The organism is Pseudomonas sp. TREG-RG-20F-10-E-6-01 (assembly GCF_022662455.1).
Classification (GTDB): Bacteria; Pseudomonadota; Gammaproteobacteria; order Pseudomonadales; family Pseudomonadaceae; genus Aquipseudomonas.
On the sequence record NZ_JAKNQP010000012.1, the window covers coordinates 103305 to 119461 of the forward strand.

Sequence of the window (16157 nt, forward strand, 5' to 3'; positions counted from 1 at the left end):
TGTGGGAGCTGGCTTGCTCGCGAATGCGGTGGATCAGTGAAAGATAGGTTGACTGACGCACCGCATTCGCGAGCAAGCCCGCTCCCACATTTTTGACCGAGTTCACCCGCTAATCCGAGGCCTGCATGTCTTTTGATCTCGCCGCGCGTCTCGCTGCCCGTCGTGCCGAATACCTTTACCGTCAACGCCCTTTGCTCCAGAGCCCGCAAGGCCCTGAAGTCGTGGTGGACGGCCAACCGTTGCTGGCGTTCTGCAACAACGATTACCTGGGCCTGGCCAATCACCCGCACGTGATCGAAGCCTGGCGCGCCGGTGCGTCCCGTTGGGGCGTGGGCGGTGGCGCGTCCCACTTGGTGGTTGGCCATGCCACGCCGCACCATGAACTGGAAGAAGCCCTGGCCGACCTGACCGGGCGCCCCCGCGCGTTGCTGTTCACCACCGGCTACATGGCCAACCTCGGCGCGGTCACGGCGCTGTTGGGGCAGGGCGACACGGTGCTGGAAGACCGGTTGAACCATGCCTCGTTGCTGGATGCCGGCTTGCTCAGCGGTGCGCGGTTCAACCGCTACTTGCACAACGACGCCGCCAGCCTGGCCAAGCGGTTGGAGAAGGCCACCGGCAACACGCTGGTGGTCACCGACGGCGTTTTCAGCATGGACGGCGATCTGGCCGACCTGCCCGCGCTGGCCCGTGAAACCAAGGCCAAAGGCGCCTGGTTGATGGTGGATGATGCCCACGGCTTCGGCCCGCTGGGTGCCACTGGCGGCGGGATCGTCGAGCATTTCGGCTTGAGTCAGGAGGATGTGCCGGTGCTGGTCGGCACGCTGGGCAAGGCCTTTGGCACCGCCGGGGCGTTTGTGGCGGGCAGCGAAGAGCTGATCGAAAGCCTGATCCAGTTCGCCCGGCCTTACATCTACACCACCAGCCAACCGCCGGCGTTGGCCTGCGCAACCTTGAAAAGCCTGGAGCTGCTGCGCACCGAGCATTGGCGACGCGAGCATCTTAATGGCCTGATCCGCCAGTTCCGCCAGGGCGCCGAACAGCTCGGCTTGGACCTGATGGACAGCTTCACGCCGATCCAGCCGATCCTGATTGGCGACAGTGCCCGCGCCCTGCGTCTGTCGCAGCTGCTGCGCGAGCGCGGCCTGATGGTCACCGCGATCCGCCCACCCACCGTGCCTGCCGGCGGCGCGCGTTTGCGCGTGACGTTGACGGCGGCCCACAGCGCGGCGCAGGTGCAGCTATTGTTAAACGCATTGGAAGAGTGTTTCCGCTTGTTAGGCGCCATGGAGCCCGACCATGCGTGATCGACTGATAGTGCTGCCCGGCTGGGGCCTTGGCGTATCGCCACTGGAGCCCTTGGCCGCAGCCTTGCGCGGCCTCGACGAACACCTGCAGGTGCAGATCGAGCCATTGCCGACGCTGCAATCGAGTGACTTGGGTGAATGGCTCGACGAACTCGACGCCACGCTGCCCGACAACGCCTGGCTGGGTGGTTGGTCCCTGGGCGGCATGCTCGCGTCGGAGCTGGCGGCGCGCCGCGGCGAACGTTGCTGCGGCTTGCTGACGTTGGCGAGCAACCCGTGTTTCGTCGCCCATGCCGGCTGGCCCAGCGCGATGCCGGCTGAGACGTTCGATGCGTTTCTCGCCGGCTGCCATGCCGACTCCCAGGTCACCCTCAAACGCTTCGGCCTGCTGTGTGCCAAGGGGGCGCAAGACCCGCGCGGGCTCTCCCGTTTGCTGGTCAGCGGCGTGCCGAATACGTCTTCCAGCGAATTGATGACCGGCCTTGAGTTGCTGGCTCAACTGGATACCCGCGAAGCCTTGCTCGGCTATCGCGGCCCACAGTTGCATCTGTTCGCTGGCTTGGATGGTCTGGTGCCCGCGCAGGCGGCTGGCGACTTGCTGGCGCTGCTCCCCGATGTAGAAATCGGCCTGATTGAACAGGCCGGTCACGCTTTTCTTCTGGAGGACCCTCACGGTGTGGCGGGGGCTATCCAGGCTTTTTTGCACGAGTGCGTTGATGACTGATTTATCCCACCCAACACTGCCGGGCGCCTTGCCGGACAAGCGCCAGGTGGCGGCGTCTTTCTCCCGCGCCGCCGCCAGTTACGACAGCGTGGCGGCGTTGCAGCGCGCAGTGGGTTACGAGCTGTTGGCTCGCCTGCCAACGGGCGCCGCGCCGCAACGCTGGCTGGACCTGGGCTCGGGCACCGGTTTTTTCAGCCGCGTGCTGGGCGAGCGGTTGCCCGCCAGCCAGGGCGTGGCGGTGGATATTGCCGAAGGCATGCTCAACCACGCGCGGCCATTGGGCGGCGCCGAGCACTTTATTGCCGGTGATGCTGAACGCCTGCCGTTGCAGGGCAACAGTTGCGGGCTGATCTTCTCCAGCCTGGCGGTGCAGTGGTGTGCAAATTTTGACGCCGTGCTCCGCGAGGCTTATCGCGTGCTGCAACCCGGCGGGGTATTGGCGTTTGCCAGCTTGTGCGTGGGCACGCTGAGTGAGCTGCGCGAAAGCTGGCGGGCCGCGGATGGCCTGGTGCACGTCAATCGCTTCCGCACGTTTGAGGCTTATCAACAGCTGTGCGCCGCCAGCGGCTTGCGGGTGGTGAGCCTGGAGCGCCGGCCGCACGTGCTGCATTACCCGGATGTGCGCAGCCTGACCCACGAGCTCAAAGCATTGGGCGCGCATAACCTGAACCCGGGCCGCCCGGGAGGGTTGACGGGGCGCGCGAGGATTGTTGCACTGGTGGGCGCTTACGAGCAGTTCCGTCAGGCCCAAGGCCTGCCCGCCACCTACCAAGTGGTGTATGCCGTACTGGAGAAACCTCTATGAGCGCCGCTTACTTCATCACCGGCACCGACACCGATGTTGGCAAGACCACCATCGCCGCCGGCCTGCTGCACGCCGCAAGGCTCGCGGGTAAAAGCACCGCCGCTGGCAAGCCCGTGGCTTCGGGCTGCCAGATCACCCCCAAAGGATTACGCAATGCCGATGCCTTGGCGCTGTTGGCTGAGTGTTCGTTGCCGTTGAGCTATGCCGAGGTCAACCCGGTGGCGTTCGAGCCCGCGATTGCACCGCACCTGGCGGCGCGGGAGGCGGGCGTGGCGTTGACGGTGCAATCGCTGTTGAAACCGATGCAGCAGATTCTGGCGCGGCAGGCGGATTTCACCTTGATTGAAGGCGCGGGTGGCTGGCGGGTGCCCTTGGCCGATCAGGACAACCTGTCGGACCTGGCCAAGGCGCTCAAGCTGCCGGTGATCCTGGTGGTGGGCGTGCGTCTGGGCTGTATCAGCCATGCGTTGCTCACCGCGGAAGCCATAGCGCGAGACGGCTTGCCGTTGGCAGGCTGGGTGGCGAATATCATCGACCCCAAGACCTCTCGTCTGGAAGAGAACCTCGCCACCCTGGCTGAGCGGTTACCTGCGCCTTGCCTTGGGCGCGTGCCAAAACTCAAGCAGGCCAGCGCCGACGCCGTCGCCGAATACCTGGAACTAGACCTGCTTGACTGATTTTGGCTATCGCTAAGGCATTATGCCATTAGTGTTTTTGACGGGCGTTTTGCCGGGATGTCTGCTTCAATTCAGGTTCACGATTCTCTAAAGGCAGGCTTACGCCATGGAAATCTCTGGAAGCAGCGCGTTTTATTCGGGGCTGAGCACGATTCAGGCCGGGCAGAACCGCGTCGACCAGGCCGCCGGCAAGATTGCCAGCGCCGCGACCACCCAGCCATCAGACGCACAAAGCGACCGTCTACAAGCCAACGACCGTGCCCAGCCATCCAACTCGGCGAGCAACATGGTTGAAATGGCCCAAGGCAAGTTTCAAGTGGAGCTGGGCGTCAAAGTCGCCAAGGCTTCGGATGAAATGCTGGGCACGCTGATCGATACCTACGCTTAACCCCTCTCTTTCCAGGTATGCCGGCTCTTGTGTGGGAGCTGGCTTGCCTGCGACAGCTTCTATTCGGTCCCCCTGGTACACCGCGGCGTCTGTATCGCAGGCAAGCCCGCTTCCACATTGGCCCTGCTTCGTCTGACTGACTTTTACACCGCTCAATCATGTGGCGCCTTGCCGCAGGCCTTGCCGTGCCTGATGTTGATCCGCGTCATGACAAATGGCAGCGGGACGATGCTTGACAACCCCAGGTCGTAAACGTATGTTTCAAACACCTGTTTGACCGCCACAACGCATCCACGCGGTTGTTCATCCCAGATACATCAGCAGAGGTTTATCGCTATGCCTGACTACAAGGCCCCCTTGCGTGATATTCGCTTCGTTCGTGACGAACTGCTCGGTTATGAAGCGCACTATCAGAGCCTGCCGGCTTGCCAGGACGCTACCCCGGACATGGTTGACGCCATCCTCGAAGAAGGCGCCAAGTTCTGTGAGCAAGTGCTGGCACCGTTGAACCGCGTGGGCGACATCGAAGGCTGTACCTGGAGCGAGTCAGGCGTTAAGACCCCGACGGGTTTCAAAGAAGCCTACAAACAATTCGTTGAAGGCGGCTGGCCAAGCCTGGCCCACGACGTGGAGCACGGCGGCCAAGGCCTGCCGGAGTCCCTGGGCCTTGCAGTCAGCGAAATGGTTGGCACTGCCAACTGGTCGTGGGGCATGTACCCGGGCCTGTCGCACGGTGCGATGAACACCATCTCTGAGCACGGCACCCCAGAGCAGCAAAATGCCTACCTGACCAAACTGGTCTCGGGCGAGTGGACCGGCACCATGTGCCTGACCGAACCCCATTGCGGTACCGACCTGGGCATGTTGCGCACCAAGGCTGAGCCTCAGGCCGACGGCTCCTACAAAGTCTCTGGCACCAAGATCTTCATCTCGGCCGGTGAACACGACATGGCCGACAACATCGTCCACATCGTGCTGGCCCGCCTGCCGGACGCACCGGCTGGCACCAAAGGCATTTCGCTGTTTATCGTGCCCAAATTCCTGCCAAACGCAGACGGCTCGATTGGCCAGCGCAACGCGGTGTCCTGTGGTTCCCTGGAACACAAGATGGGTATCCACGGCAACGCCACCTGCGTGATGAACTTCGACGCGGCCACCGGTTTCCTGATCGGCCCGGCGAACAAAGGCCTGAACTGCATGTTCACCTTTATGAACACCGCTCGCCTGGGTACTGCGCTGCAAGGCCTGTCCCACGCTGAAATCGGTTTCCAGGGTGGCCTGAAATACGCCCGCGATCGCCTGCAAATGCGTTCGCTGACCGGCCCGAAAGCGCCGGACAAAGCCGCTGACCCGATCATCGTGCACCCTGACGTGCGCCGCATGCTGCTGACCATGAAAGCCTTCGCCGAAGGCAACCGTGCGATGGTGTACTTCACCGCCAAGCAAGTGGACATCGTCAAATACGGCACCGACGACGAAGCGAAGAAGCAGGCCGATGCCCTGCTGGCATTCATGACCCCGATCGCCAAGGCGTTCATGACCGAAGTCGGTTTTGAAGCCGCCAACCACGGCGTGCAAATCTACGGCGGCCACGGCTTCATTGCCGAGTGGGGCATGGAGCAGAACGTTCGCGACAGTCGCATTTCGATGCTGTACGAAGGCACCACCGGTATCCAGGCGCTGGACCTGCTCGGCCGTAAGGTGCTGATGACTCAAGGCGAAGCGCTCAAGGGCTTCACCAAGATCGTGCACAAGTTCTGCCAGGCCAACGAAGGCAACGAAGCGGTTAAAGAGTTCGTCGCACCGCTGGCCGCGCTGAACAAGGAATGGGGCGAGTTGACCATGAAGGTCGGCATGGCTGCGATGAAAGACCGTGAAGAAGTCGGTGCCGCTTCGGTGGATTACCTGATGTACTCCGGTTACGCGTGCCTGGCTTACTTCTGGGCCGACATGGCGCGCCTGGCTGCCGAGAAACTGGCTGCCGGCACCAGCGAAGAGGCCTTCTACACCGCTAAGCTGCAGACTGCGCGCTTCTACTTCCAGCGCATTCTGCCGCGTACCCGCACCCACGTTGCAACCATGCTGTCGGGCGCCAACAACCTGATGGACATGAAGGAAGAGAACTTCGACCTGGGCTACTAAACCTCGGCGAGTTCATGAAAAAGCCGCCGCTCTTTCGGGAGCGGCGGCTTTTTTGTGGGGCCAGCAACGTGGCGCTTAAGGTGTCGGGATATAAGGCGCGCCGTCGCAGTAGGTGTTGCCCGGCAAAACGCCCCTGACTGGAATGTCCGTCGGTGGCGACTGAAGCAATTGCCCGGCGGCATTCTGCGTCGTGTAGCTGAGGTACATGACGCCCCTGCCGATCACCCGCATGGTGGCCGAATACTGCAGGTACACGGTTTGCCCGGTGGTGGAAGCCGCGGCAGCCCACACAATCGGGACAGTCAGTGGGGGCGTAATGGGGTTCGAACCGTCATCCTGGCGGCTCATTACGCACGTCAATGTCCCAGCCGTGTTGGCACGCAGGAGCGCAGAGGGCGGGATAAATACACCGATAGACCGGTTTAGAAAGGTCAGGCTCGACGGCTGCGGCGAGGCGCAAGTGAGATTGCCACTGATAAGGTTGAGCACCTGCGGCTGCGCCAGCGTCATCAACGGCGAGAAGTTCAAGATGAGATTTCTGGTAGGTCCCTCCACGAAGGTGGTCCCCCTGGTGATGCGGAATTTTATCTGGGCGGGCGTGTTGTTGCTGGCGGCGCCCGGAAGGATGGCCAGTAATTGCGCCGTTGTGATCACAAGGCGCAGCGGCAGTGGTTGGCCCACGTAAACCACAGGCGGCGCCAAGACGGTATTCGTGCCCACCACAACGGCCACAGCGTCGTTGATCTGCAAATTGGTGACACTGTCCAGCCAAACCTCCATCCCGCCTAGCCCGCTCAGGTCGATATCGGCCTGAGTCACCGTGTTGTCGGGCGCAATCGCCTGTGTCACGCGCGGAGCGGCAATGTTTGAAGGGGTCAATTGCAGCGCGACCCTGAGTTCCAGAATCAACGAATCACGTGAGCGGTTGCCTAGCCGGTCCAGGAAGCGGTAGGTCAGTTGCATGAGGCCGTTGCCGCGCTCGCGAATCACGGAGGCCGGTACTGAAATCAGGCGCGGGGCCGGATAGTCGGGCAAGGTAACAGGGCCCGGAGGTGCGAAAGGAAACTGCATGTGCCGGTCGGTAATGCCGTAGTAGGGAATGACCCTCAGCGCAACCTGGGCGTTGATCTCTGTGTGCTCGGGAATCCGGAACACGACCGGGTCATTGCTGGCCAGATACTCATCGGTAATCGTCGCAGTTGCCAGGTTCAATGGCAGCAGCGGGGCTGGCGGTGTGATGGTCAGGTAACCAAAAGGTGGCGTTTTATGCACCCGCAGCGGGGTGCTGGCGGTGGCGCGCAGAACGTTGTCACCGGCTTCCAGGATGTAGGTCAGCAGATAATCGCCCTCACTGCCCACGAAGCGGCGCGGCACTGGCATTTCAATGTCTGCTGTGGGGTAAGACGGCAACTGGAGGTAAGCGATGACTTGGTGTTCATTCGGCGGGGGCAGCTCGGCATACACCCGGATAATGGGCTGGGCCCCGGCAGGCCCCGGTTGCGGCAACGCTGGAATCCGGATTCGCAGGTCACGTTCAGCCGCCGTCAGAGGCACCATGCCGCCGGTTCCGGGCAGAGCATCCACCACAATCAAGGGCGGCAGCGAGGGTATGGCGTTACGAATCAGGAACTGAGAGCTGGTGCTCACCAGTTCGGATACCAAGGTTTCCATGAGGGTCACTCCCATCGTGTTTAAGGGACACTCCCTGTCCCGAATACTCGCTGGGCGGTATTGAGTGGTACGCGCAAGTAAACATGCCAATCCTGTCGGCGACTACTGTCATAACTGACAGTACGGGATGGCCTGCGCATTGCATCCACCTATTTTTTGCGCAGTGGCCTGTAAAAAAACGCAGCGTGGCGCTCAGGGATTAGGCCGAGCGGCCGTTAAAGTGATGGCAATGTGATACGCATCACATTGAATGTGCTTAACTGTGATCAGTGAAGGCACTGTGCCATCTTTTTGAGTGGGTCGGAGCTTTACCCTTGTCACGCGCGTCCGCTGTACGTTTCAGTCATTTCCTACCCTCACTGCTGTTACTGCTGGCGGGGCTATCGGCTGCGTACGTGAAGGACCTCAATGTGTTCTTCACCTCGCTGTTCAACGTGCTGCCGACCTTGGTGCTGCTGCTGGGCGGCTCGTATTGCGCGGTGTATCGGCGCCAGCGTGAACTGTTCCTGATGATCACGGTGTACGTCGTTTATTTCCTGCTGGACACCCAGACCGATTACTACCGCGACAATGGCCGAGTTCGGGAAGACGCGGCGGTGGTGTTCCATCTGTGCTGCCTGTTGCTGCCGCTGCTGTTCAGCATCTACGCGCTGTGGCAGGAAAAAACCCACCTGTTTCGCGACTTCGTGGCCCGTTGCGCCGTGCTCTTCGCCGTCGGCAGCGTGGCGCTGGCGCTTGAGCAAAGCTTCCCGCAAGCGCTGTTGAGCTGGCTGGCTGAGATTCGCTGGCCGGCTTTGCACGGCAGCTGGATGAGCCTGATCCAGCTGTCGTACCCGATGTTCCTGATTGGATTTGTCACCCTGGCGGCGCAGTACTGGTATCAGCCGCGCCCGTTGCATGCCGCGCAACTGGTTGGTTTGCTCGGGCTGTTCTGGATGTTGCCGCAGACCTTCATCCTGCCGTTCACCCTGAACATCATGTGCAGCCAGGTGATGCTGATGATCGCCGCGGGCGTGGCACATGAGGCGTATCAAATGGCCTTCCGTGACGAGCTGACCGGCTTGCCGGGCCGCCGCGCGCTCAACGAACGCATGCAGCGCCTTGGGCGCAACTACGTGCTGGCGATGAGTGACGTCGATCACTTCAAGCGTTTCAACGACACCCACGGCCATGATGTTGGCGACCAGGTATTGCGCCTGGTCGCCAGCAAGCTCTCCAAGGTCAATGGCGGCGGGCGTGCCTACCGTTACGGCGGCGAGGAGTTTGCGGTGGTCTTCGCCGGCAAGACGCTGGAAGAGTGCATGCCGTACCTCGAAGAAATTCGCGAGATCATCGCCCACTACGACATCAAGCTGCGCAACCCCGACCGCCCTCATGACGACCAGCAGGGCCGCCAACGCCGCGCGGGCAGCGGCGCGTCGAGCGTGTCGGTAACCGTCAGCATCGGTGTGGCCGAACGCCAGGCCGAACAGCGCACCCCGGAAGAAGTGCTCAAATCCGCCGACCAGGCGCTTTATGCCGCCAAGGGCGCCGGACGTAACTGCGTGGTCGCGGCCGGGCAAACCCGGCGTGGCGCGGTGCGTATGGCGAGTGCTGCCGGTTGAGTGATGGCGGTGTATTCAGCGGTTCTACAGTGATTGTTTGCGGCGGTGGCCGGCAGTAGGTTGAAACCATCTGCTGCCGGAGACATCGCCATGCCTGACTACAAAGCTCCCCTGCGCGACATGCGCTTTCTGATCGACAACGTGTTTGATTTTCACGGCCACTACGCGGCCCTCGGCGCCACAGACGCCAGCCCGGATATGGTCAGTGCGATCCTCGAAGAAGGCGCCAAATTCTGCGAAAACGTGCTCGCGCCGCTTAATCGCAGCGGCGATGAGGAAGGCTGCCATTTCGACAACGGCGTGGTCACCACGCCCAAGGGCTTCAAGCAAGCTTTCGCCCAGTACGTGGAAGGCGGCTGGCATGGCGTGGCAGCGGACCCAGCCTACGGTGGGCAAGGCCTGCCGCATTCGTTGGGGCTGGTGTTGAGCGAAATGATCGGCTCCAGCAACACGTCCTGGGGCATGTACCCGGGGCTGACCCATGGCGCCATGTCGGCGATCCACGCCCACGGCACCGAGGAGCAGAAAGACACCTACCTGACCAAACTCACCGCCGGCGAATGGACCGGCACCATGTGCCTGACCGAAGCCCACTGCGGCACCGACCTGGGGCTGATCAAGACCCGTGCCGTGCCCCAGGCCGACGGCAGTTACGCGGTCACCGGCAGCAAGATCTTCATCTCGGCCGGCGAGCATGACCTGAGTGCGAACATCATCCACTTGGTGCTGGCCAAACTGCCGGATGCGCCGGCGGGCACCAAAGGTATCTCGCTGTTTATCGTGCCCAAGTTCCATGCCGATTCGGGTGAGCGCAACGCGGTGCACTGCGGCTCCATCGAGCACAAGATGGGCATCAAGGCCTCGGCCACGTGCGTGCTCAATTTCGACGGTGCCAAGGGGTTCCTGATTGGCGAGGCGAATAAAGGCCTCAACTGCATGTTCACCATGATGAACCACGCACGGCTGGGGACCGGCATGCAGGGCCTGTGCAATGGCGAGGCGAGCTTCCAGGGCGCCATCAAATACGCCAACGACCGCCTGCAAATGCGCTCGCTGACCGGCGCCAAGGCCCCGGAAAAGGCTGCCGACCCCATCATCGTGCACGCTGATGTACGCCGCATGCTGCTGACCATGAAAGCCTTCAACGAAGGCAACCGCGCGCTGACGTATTTCACCGCGCAATTGCTCGACACCGCGCACCTGAGCAACGACGCGGGTCAGCGCCAGGAGGCTGAAGACCTGTTGGCGTTCCTCACGCCGATCTGCAAAGCCTTTATGACCGACACGGGCCTGGAGGTGACCAACCACGGCATGCAGGTATTCGGCGGCCACGGTTATATTCGTGAATGGGGCATGGAACAGTTGGCACGCGATGCGCGGATCGCGCCGATCTATGAAGGCACCAATGGCATCCAGGCGCTCGACCTGCTGGGGCGCAAGGTGCTCGGTAGCCAAGGCAAGCTGCTGCGTGGTTTTACCAAAATCGTGCATAAATTCTGCGCGGCAAATGCCGAACACCCGCAGCTCAAGGCTCACGTGGCGCAACTCGATCAACTGAACCAGCAATGGGGCGAGCTGACAATGAAGGTTGGCATGGCCGCAATGAAAAACCCGGATGAAGTCGGTGCAGCGGCGGTGGATTACTTGATGTACAGCGGGTACATCATCCTCGCCTACCTGTGGTTGCGGATGGCCATCGCGGCTCAAGCGCAGGACGACGCCGAGTTTGCCCAGGCAAAGCTTTCGACCTGCGACTTCTACTTCAAGCGTTTGCTGCCGCGTACGGCCACGCACCGGGCCGCGGTGGAGGCGGGCAGCGAGTGCCTGATGAGCTTGCCTGCTGAGTTGTTTGCCCTGTAGGCGGCTGATGCTTATGCGGGTAACTGTGTGCGGGCTTGTGTGGGAGCTGGCTTGCCTGCGATGCAGTCACCTCGGTAGGTCAGTGAAACTGCGGTGATGCCATCGCAGGCAAGCCAGCTCCTACATTAGATCTGTGTGTGACTTATAAATACTTAATAGTCACGAACGGACCCTATGTGTCTGAAAAGTTGTTCGGGTACACTCGGAGCCTGTAAAACCGATCCTACCGACTTACTTTTCACGTTCTCACGAGGTTTGCCATGGCTGATTACAAAGCGCCGCTGCGTGATATGCGCTTCGTCCTCAACGAAGTCTTTGAGGTCGCCACCACTTGGGCCCAATTGCCGGCATTGGCAGACACCGTGGATGCCGAAACCGTCGAGGCGATCCTTGAGGAAGCCGGCAAGGTCACCGCCAAATCCATCGCACCGCTGAGCCGCAATGGCGACGAACAAGGCTGCCGTTGGGCCGATACCGTGGTCAGCACACCGGATGGTTTCCCCCAGGCCTACAAAACCTACGCCGAAGGTGGCTGGGTGGGTGTAGGCGGCGACCCTGTCTTTGGCGGCATGGGCATGCCCAAGGCGGTGTCGGCCCAGGTTGAGGAAATGATCAACTCGTCGAGCCTGGCGTTCGGCCTGTACCCGATGCTGACCTCTGGCGCCTGCGTGTCGATCAATACTCACGCCAGTGAAGCACTCAAGGCCATCTACTTGCCGAAGATGTATTCCGGCGAATGGGCCGGCTCCATGTGCCTGACTGAAGCGCACGCGGGTACTGATCTGGGGATTATCCGCACCAAGGCTGAGCCGCAGGCGGACGGTTCCTACACGATCAGCGGCACCAAAATTTTCATCACCGGCGGCGAACACGACCTCACCGAAAACATCATCCATCTGGTGCTCGCCAAGCTGCCGGATGCGCCGGCCGGTCCGAAAGGCATCTCGCTGTTTCTGGTGCCCAAGTTCATGGTCAATGCCGACGGCAGCCTGGGCGCGCGTAACCCGGTGAGCTGTGGCTCGATCGAACACAAGATGGGCATTCAGGCGTCTGCGACCTGCGTGATGAACTTCGACGAAGCCGTGGGTTACCTGGTGGGCGAGCCCAACCGTGGGTTGGCGGCGATGTTCACCATGATGAACTACGAGCGTCTGGGGGTGGGTATCCAGGGCCTGGCCTCCGGCGAGCGCTCCTATCAGAACGCGATTGAATATGCGCGTGATCGCCTGCAAAGCCGCGCACCGACCGGCGCCCAGGCTAAAGACAAAGTGGCCGACCCGATCATCGTGCATCCGGACGTGCGCCGCATGCTGCTGACCATGAAGGCTGCGAATGAAGGCGGTCGCGCGTTCTCCACGTACGTGGCAACGCAATTGGACATCGCCAAGTTCAGTGAGGACGCCGCCGCCCGTGAGCGTGCGGACAATCTGGTGGCACTGCTGACGCCCGTCGCCAAGGCGTTCCTCAGCGATCTGGGCCTGGAAACCACCGTGCTCGGCCAGCAAGTGTTTGGCGGCCACGGCTACATTCGCGAGTGGGGCCAGGAGCAACTGGTGCGTGATGTGCGCATCACGCAGATTTACGAAGGCACCAACGGCATTCAGGCGCTGGACTTGATGGGGCGCAAGATTGTCGGCAGCAACGGCGCGTTCTATACCCTGTTCGCCGACGAGATCCGTCAGTTCATTGCCACAGCGGACGCCCAACTGAGTGAATTCACCCGTCCGCTGAGCGCGGCGGTGGATAACCTGGATGAGTTGACCGCCTGGGTGCTGGACCGCGCCAAGACCAACCCGAATGAAATCGGTGCAGCGTCGGTGGAATACCTGCACGCCTTTGGCTACATGGCGTACGCCTACATGTGGGCCCGCATGGCGAAGGCCGCGTGGGGCAAAGAGTCTGAGGAAGACTTCTACGCGAGCAAGCTGGGCACGGCGCGTTTCTACTTTGCGCGCCTGCTGCCACGTATCCATTCGCTGAGCGCGTCGGTAAAAGCCGGTAGCGAATCGCTGTTTTTGCTGGATGAGGCACTGTTCTAAGGGCTTGGAGGGCGTGTAAGCATTCTCTTACATGACGTGCTGCTATTCGTCCTCTATCGCCAAATTGGATCCACGGATAATCTACTTCACATGGACGTCGCGCAGGAAGCGCAAAGCAACAACACGGACACGTAGGATTCTGCCAGGACGGCGGAGTGAAATGGATGTCAGGGAAACAGTCTGCAAAACCCCGCTTCGGCGGGGTTTTCTTTTGCCCGCGAAAAAGTCAGGCAGGCGCCTGCGGGGCATTCATCACGTCTTCCAGCAGCGTGCGCAATAACGCCACCGTTGCTTGCTGGCGCTGTACATCGCGGCACACCAAGCCCACTTTCAGCGCCACCCGGGGTTCGCTCAAGGGTTTCCACAACAGCGCCTTGCTGTTGTGCTCATCCTGGGAGCGCCCGGGCAGTACCGTGGCCAGCTTGGTATGGGGCAGGCTGTCGAGAATGCCGACCATGGTATTCAGTTCGGCCTGCACCTGTGGCCGGCGCCCGAGGTTGGCGAGCTGGCCCTGCCAGATCTGCCGCACCTGAAACTCCTCTCCCAGCAGCAACATCGGTAATTCGGCCGCCTGTTTCAGCGAGACCTTCTTGAATTCGCGCAAGGGGTGGTCCTCCGGGATCACGACCTTCAATTCGTCTTCATACAACAGCACGCCGTGCAGCCCCGGCTGGCGCGGCGGCAGGTAGCTGATGCCGATGTCCAGCGAGCCGTTGAGCAAGCGCCGTTCAATCTCCAGGCCGGTCAGTTCGTAGATCTGCACCACCAGATGCGGTTGGGCCTTGCGCACGCGCTCAAGCATTTGCGGAACCAGGCTGGTGTGCACCGTTTGCAGCACGCCGATGGCCAGCGTGCGCATGGCCTGGCCCTTGAAGTTGCGCAGGGCTTCGACGGCCTGTTGCATACCGTCGATCAGCGGCAATGCGTGGTTGTACAAGGTATGCGCGGCCAGCGTCGGCAGCAGGCGCTTGCTGCTGCGCTCGAACAGGCTCACATCCAGGTTCTGCTCCAGCTGGCGAATCTGTTGCGACAGGGCCGGTTGGGAGATCGACAGACGCTCCGCAGCGCGGCCCACGTGGCCTTCCTCATACACCGCGACGAAATAACGCAGTTGCTTGAAATCCATAAGGCTTACTTATCGAAAAAGCTGGAAAATCGAAATGGCCGGTGGGCCCCGAGACGCCTAGTCTAGCGCCTATTCGCAAGGCTTACAGGGCCGGATCTGGCAATGAATAGCGTTTATGTTGATGGCATTTACATAGGCAAGACAAAAAACCTCGAGGCAGTCTTCGCACAGGATTGCGACCAAGGTCAGATTGCCATTGGGGGTGAGGTGTGAATCTGTTTCGTCGCCCTGCACCGAGCCTGGACGATCTGATCCTCGACGCGCCGCACGAGGATCTGCCCCGCGATGCCCTGATGCCCACCGTCGCAAGACCTGCGCAGGTCTTCGTGCGCGGCCAGGGCTCCTGGCTCTGGGACAGCGACAACCGTGCATACCTTGATTTCAGTCAGGGCAGCGCCGCCAACAGCCTGGGCCACAGCCCGCAGGTGCTGATCAAGGCCCTCGCCGATCAGACTCAGGCGCTGATCAACCCCGGCAATGGCTTGCACAACCGCCCCCAACTGAACCTCGTCGACCGGTTGTGCCATCACACGCGCAGTGATCAGGGATACCTGCTTAATAGCGGCGCTGAAGCCTGCGAGGCTGCGATCAAGCTGGCGCGCAAATGGGGCCAACAGCACCGCGGCGGCGCTTACCACATCATCAGCGCCAGCAACGGTTGCCATGGCCGTAGTTTCGCGGCCATGGCGGCTTCGACCGGGGCGGGCGGCAACCGTTTTGAACCGCAATTGCCGGGCTTCAGCCATGTGCCTTTCAACGACCTGCCTGCGTTGCACGCGGCGGTCGATGCACAGACGGTGGCCATCATGCTGGAGCCGATTCAGGGCGCAGCCGGCGTGATCCCCGCCACCGAGCACTACCTGAAAGGTGTTGAACGCCTGTGCCGCGAGCTGGGCATCCTGCTGATTCTTGATGAAGTGCACACCGGCATCGGCCGCTGCGGCACCTTGCTCGTCGAACAACAGTACGGCGTGCGCGCCGATATCATCACCCTTGGCAAAGGCCTGGGCGGCGGCGTGCCGTTGGCGGCCCTGTTGGCGCGTGGCAAGGCCTGTTGCTTCGAGGTGGGCGAGCTGGATGGCACCCACCATGGCAACGCGTTGATGGCTGCGGCCGGGGAGGCGGTACTAAAAACGGTACTGGAGCAGGGCTTCCTGGAGCAGGTGCGCGAGTCCGGCCTTTACCTTGGCGAAGGCCTCGCCCGCCTGGCTTATCGCTACGACCACGGCCAATTGCGCGGCCATGGCCTGATGTGGGGCCTGACATTGTCGGATGATTCTGCAGATGCCGTCGTAAAAGCAGCACTGCACGAAGGTTTGATCCTTAACGCCGCGCAACCCAACGGCCTGCGCTTCACCCCAGCCTTGACGGTCAGCAAAAGCAATATCGACGAAATGCTTTTGCGCCTGGCTCGCGCCTTCTCCCGAGTGCGCACCGCGCAGTTGCAATGCCGCAAGGGCATCGCCGTTTAACCCACATTTCAGAACCGTCTCGCGGCCTACGCGGCGCCCTCAGCCTGATTCTTTTGGCTGGGGGCGTTTTTTTGTCCGCGCACTTCAAGCTGGCCCAGTGCCAGATCCCACTGAACCCTCACGAATGCCCAAGGTCGATTAGCTACACGGCTCACACGAGCCGATAATTTGGAGCTGACCCATGGACATCATTCGCATCATCATCGCCATTCTGCTGCCGCCACTGGGTGTGTTCCTGCAAGTGGGTTTCGCCGGCGCGTTCTGGCTGAACATCCTGCTGACCCTGTGCGGTTACTTCCCGGGCATCATTCACGCCGTGTACATCATCGCCAAACGCTAAAC

The 16157-nt window shown here is 61.5% G+C and carries 13 protein-coding genes; 11 read left to right on the top strand and 2 right to left on the bottom strand.

All coding sequences use genetic code 11. The features are described from left to right. The first annotated feature begins 125 nt into the window (after positions 1 to 125). The 6 genes from bioF to L8K08_RS25475 all read left to right on the top strand — a co-directional run bounded on the left by bioF (position 126) and on the right by L8K08_RS25475 (position 6043). Positions 126 to 1307 (top strand): 8-amino-7-oxononanoate synthase, encoded by a 1182-nt coding sequence (bioF, locus tag L8K08_RS25450; RefSeq protein ID WP_242200716.1) that lies wholly within the window; start codon positions 126 to 128, stop codon positions 1305 to 1307. After that, on the top strand, positions 1300 to 2031 hold the full coding sequence (locus L8K08_RS25455) for an alpha/beta fold hydrolase (RefSeq protein ID WP_242200719.1): 732 nt from the start codon (positions 1300 to 1302) through the stop codon (positions 2029 to 2031). The genes bioF and L8K08_RS25455 overlap by 8 nt, the downstream gene beginning before the upstream one ends. Then, a complete protein-coding gene (bioC, locus tag L8K08_RS25460) occupies positions 2024 to 2836 on the top strand; it encodes a malonyl-ACP O-methyltransferase BioC (RefSeq protein ID WP_242200721.1) in 813 nt (270 codons plus the stop codon). Before L8K08_RS25455 ends, bioC begins: the two co-directional genes overlap by 8 nt. Next, entirely contained in the window at positions 2833 to 3513 is a 681-nt protein-coding gene (bioD, locus tag L8K08_RS25465; protein WP_242200722.1) for a dethiobiotin synthase, read from the top strand. Before bioC ends, bioD begins: the two co-directional genes overlap by 4 nt. Positions 3514 to 3619: 106 nt before the next feature. Beyond that, positions 3620 to 3901, top strand: a complete 282-nt coding sequence (locus L8K08_RS25470; protein ID WP_065871814.1) for a pyrroloquinoline quinone biosynthesis protein PqqE — start codon at positions 3620 to 3622, stop codon at positions 3899 to 3901. Between the two features lie 336 nt (positions 3902 to 4237). Next, a complete protein-coding gene (locus tag L8K08_RS25475) occupies positions 4238 to 6043 on the top strand; it encodes a phenylacyl-CoA dehydrogenase (protein ID WP_145157486.1) in 1806 nt (601 codons plus the stop codon). 75 nt (positions 6044 to 6118) lie between these two features. On the opposite strand, the gene L8K08_RS25480 is transcribed toward L8K08_RS25475, so the two are convergent. Then, positions 6119 to 7714, bottom strand: a complete 1596-nt coding sequence (locus L8K08_RS25480; protein ID WP_242200725.1) for a hypothetical protein — start codon at positions 7712 to 7714, stop codon at positions 6119 to 6121. A 314-nt stretch (positions 7715 to 8028) separates the two neighbouring features. Here L8K08_RS25480 and L8K08_RS25485 point away from each other — a divergent pair, with 314 nt between their 5' ends. The 3 genes from L8K08_RS25485 to L8K08_RS25495 all read left to right on the top strand — a co-directional run bounded on the left by L8K08_RS25485 (position 8029) and on the right by L8K08_RS25495 (position 13217). Further along, positions 8029 to 9318, top strand: coding sequence for a GGDEF domain-containing protein (locus L8K08_RS25485; RefSeq protein WP_242200727.1), 1290 nt, complete (start codon positions 8029 to 8031; stop codon positions 9316 to 9318). A 90-nt stretch (positions 9319 to 9408) separates the two neighbouring features. Next, positions 9409 to 11178 carry an acyl-CoA dehydrogenase C-terminal domain-containing protein gene (locus tag L8K08_RS25490; RefSeq protein WP_242200729.1) on the top strand — a complete coding sequence of 590 codons (1770 nt, stop codon included), beginning with the start codon at positions 9409 to 9411 and terminating at the stop codon, positions 11176 to 11178. A 260-nt stretch (positions 11179 to 11438) separates the two neighbouring features. Continuing rightward, positions 11439 to 13217, top strand: coding sequence for an acyl-CoA dehydrogenase C-terminal domain-containing protein (locus tag L8K08_RS25495; RefSeq protein ID WP_242200732.1), 1779 nt, complete (start codon positions 11439 to 11441; stop codon positions 13215 to 13217). A gap of 226 nt (positions 13218 to 13443) precedes the next feature. Here the strand turns inward: L8K08_RS25495 and L8K08_RS25500 are convergent, their stop codons facing one another. After that, positions 13444 to 14343 carry a LysR family transcriptional regulator gene (locus L8K08_RS25500; RefSeq protein WP_145157477.1) on the bottom strand — a complete coding sequence of 300 codons (900 nt, stop codon included), beginning with the start codon at positions 14341 to 14343 and terminating at the stop codon, positions 13444 to 13446. A gap of 209 nt (positions 14344 to 14552) precedes the next feature. Here L8K08_RS25500 and L8K08_RS25505 point away from each other — a divergent pair, with 209 nt between their 5' ends. Both L8K08_RS25505 and L8K08_RS25510 read left to right on the top strand, forming a co-directional pair. Further along, complete coding sequence (locus tag L8K08_RS25505; protein WP_242200734.1) at positions 14553 to 15815, top strand: aminotransferase class III-fold pyridoxal phosphate-dependent enzyme; 1263 nt, start codon at positions 14553 to 14555, stop codon at positions 15813 to 15815. 181 nt (positions 15816 to 15996) lie between these two features. Beyond that, the gene (locus L8K08_RS25510) at positions 15997 to 16155 is read left to right on the top strand and encodes a YqaE/Pmp3 family membrane protein (RefSeq protein WP_010207008.1); all 159 of its coding nucleotides are present in this window, start codon (positions 15997 to 15999) and stop codon (positions 16153 to 16155) included. The last annotated feature ends 2 nt before the right edge of the window (positions 16156 to 16157 follow it).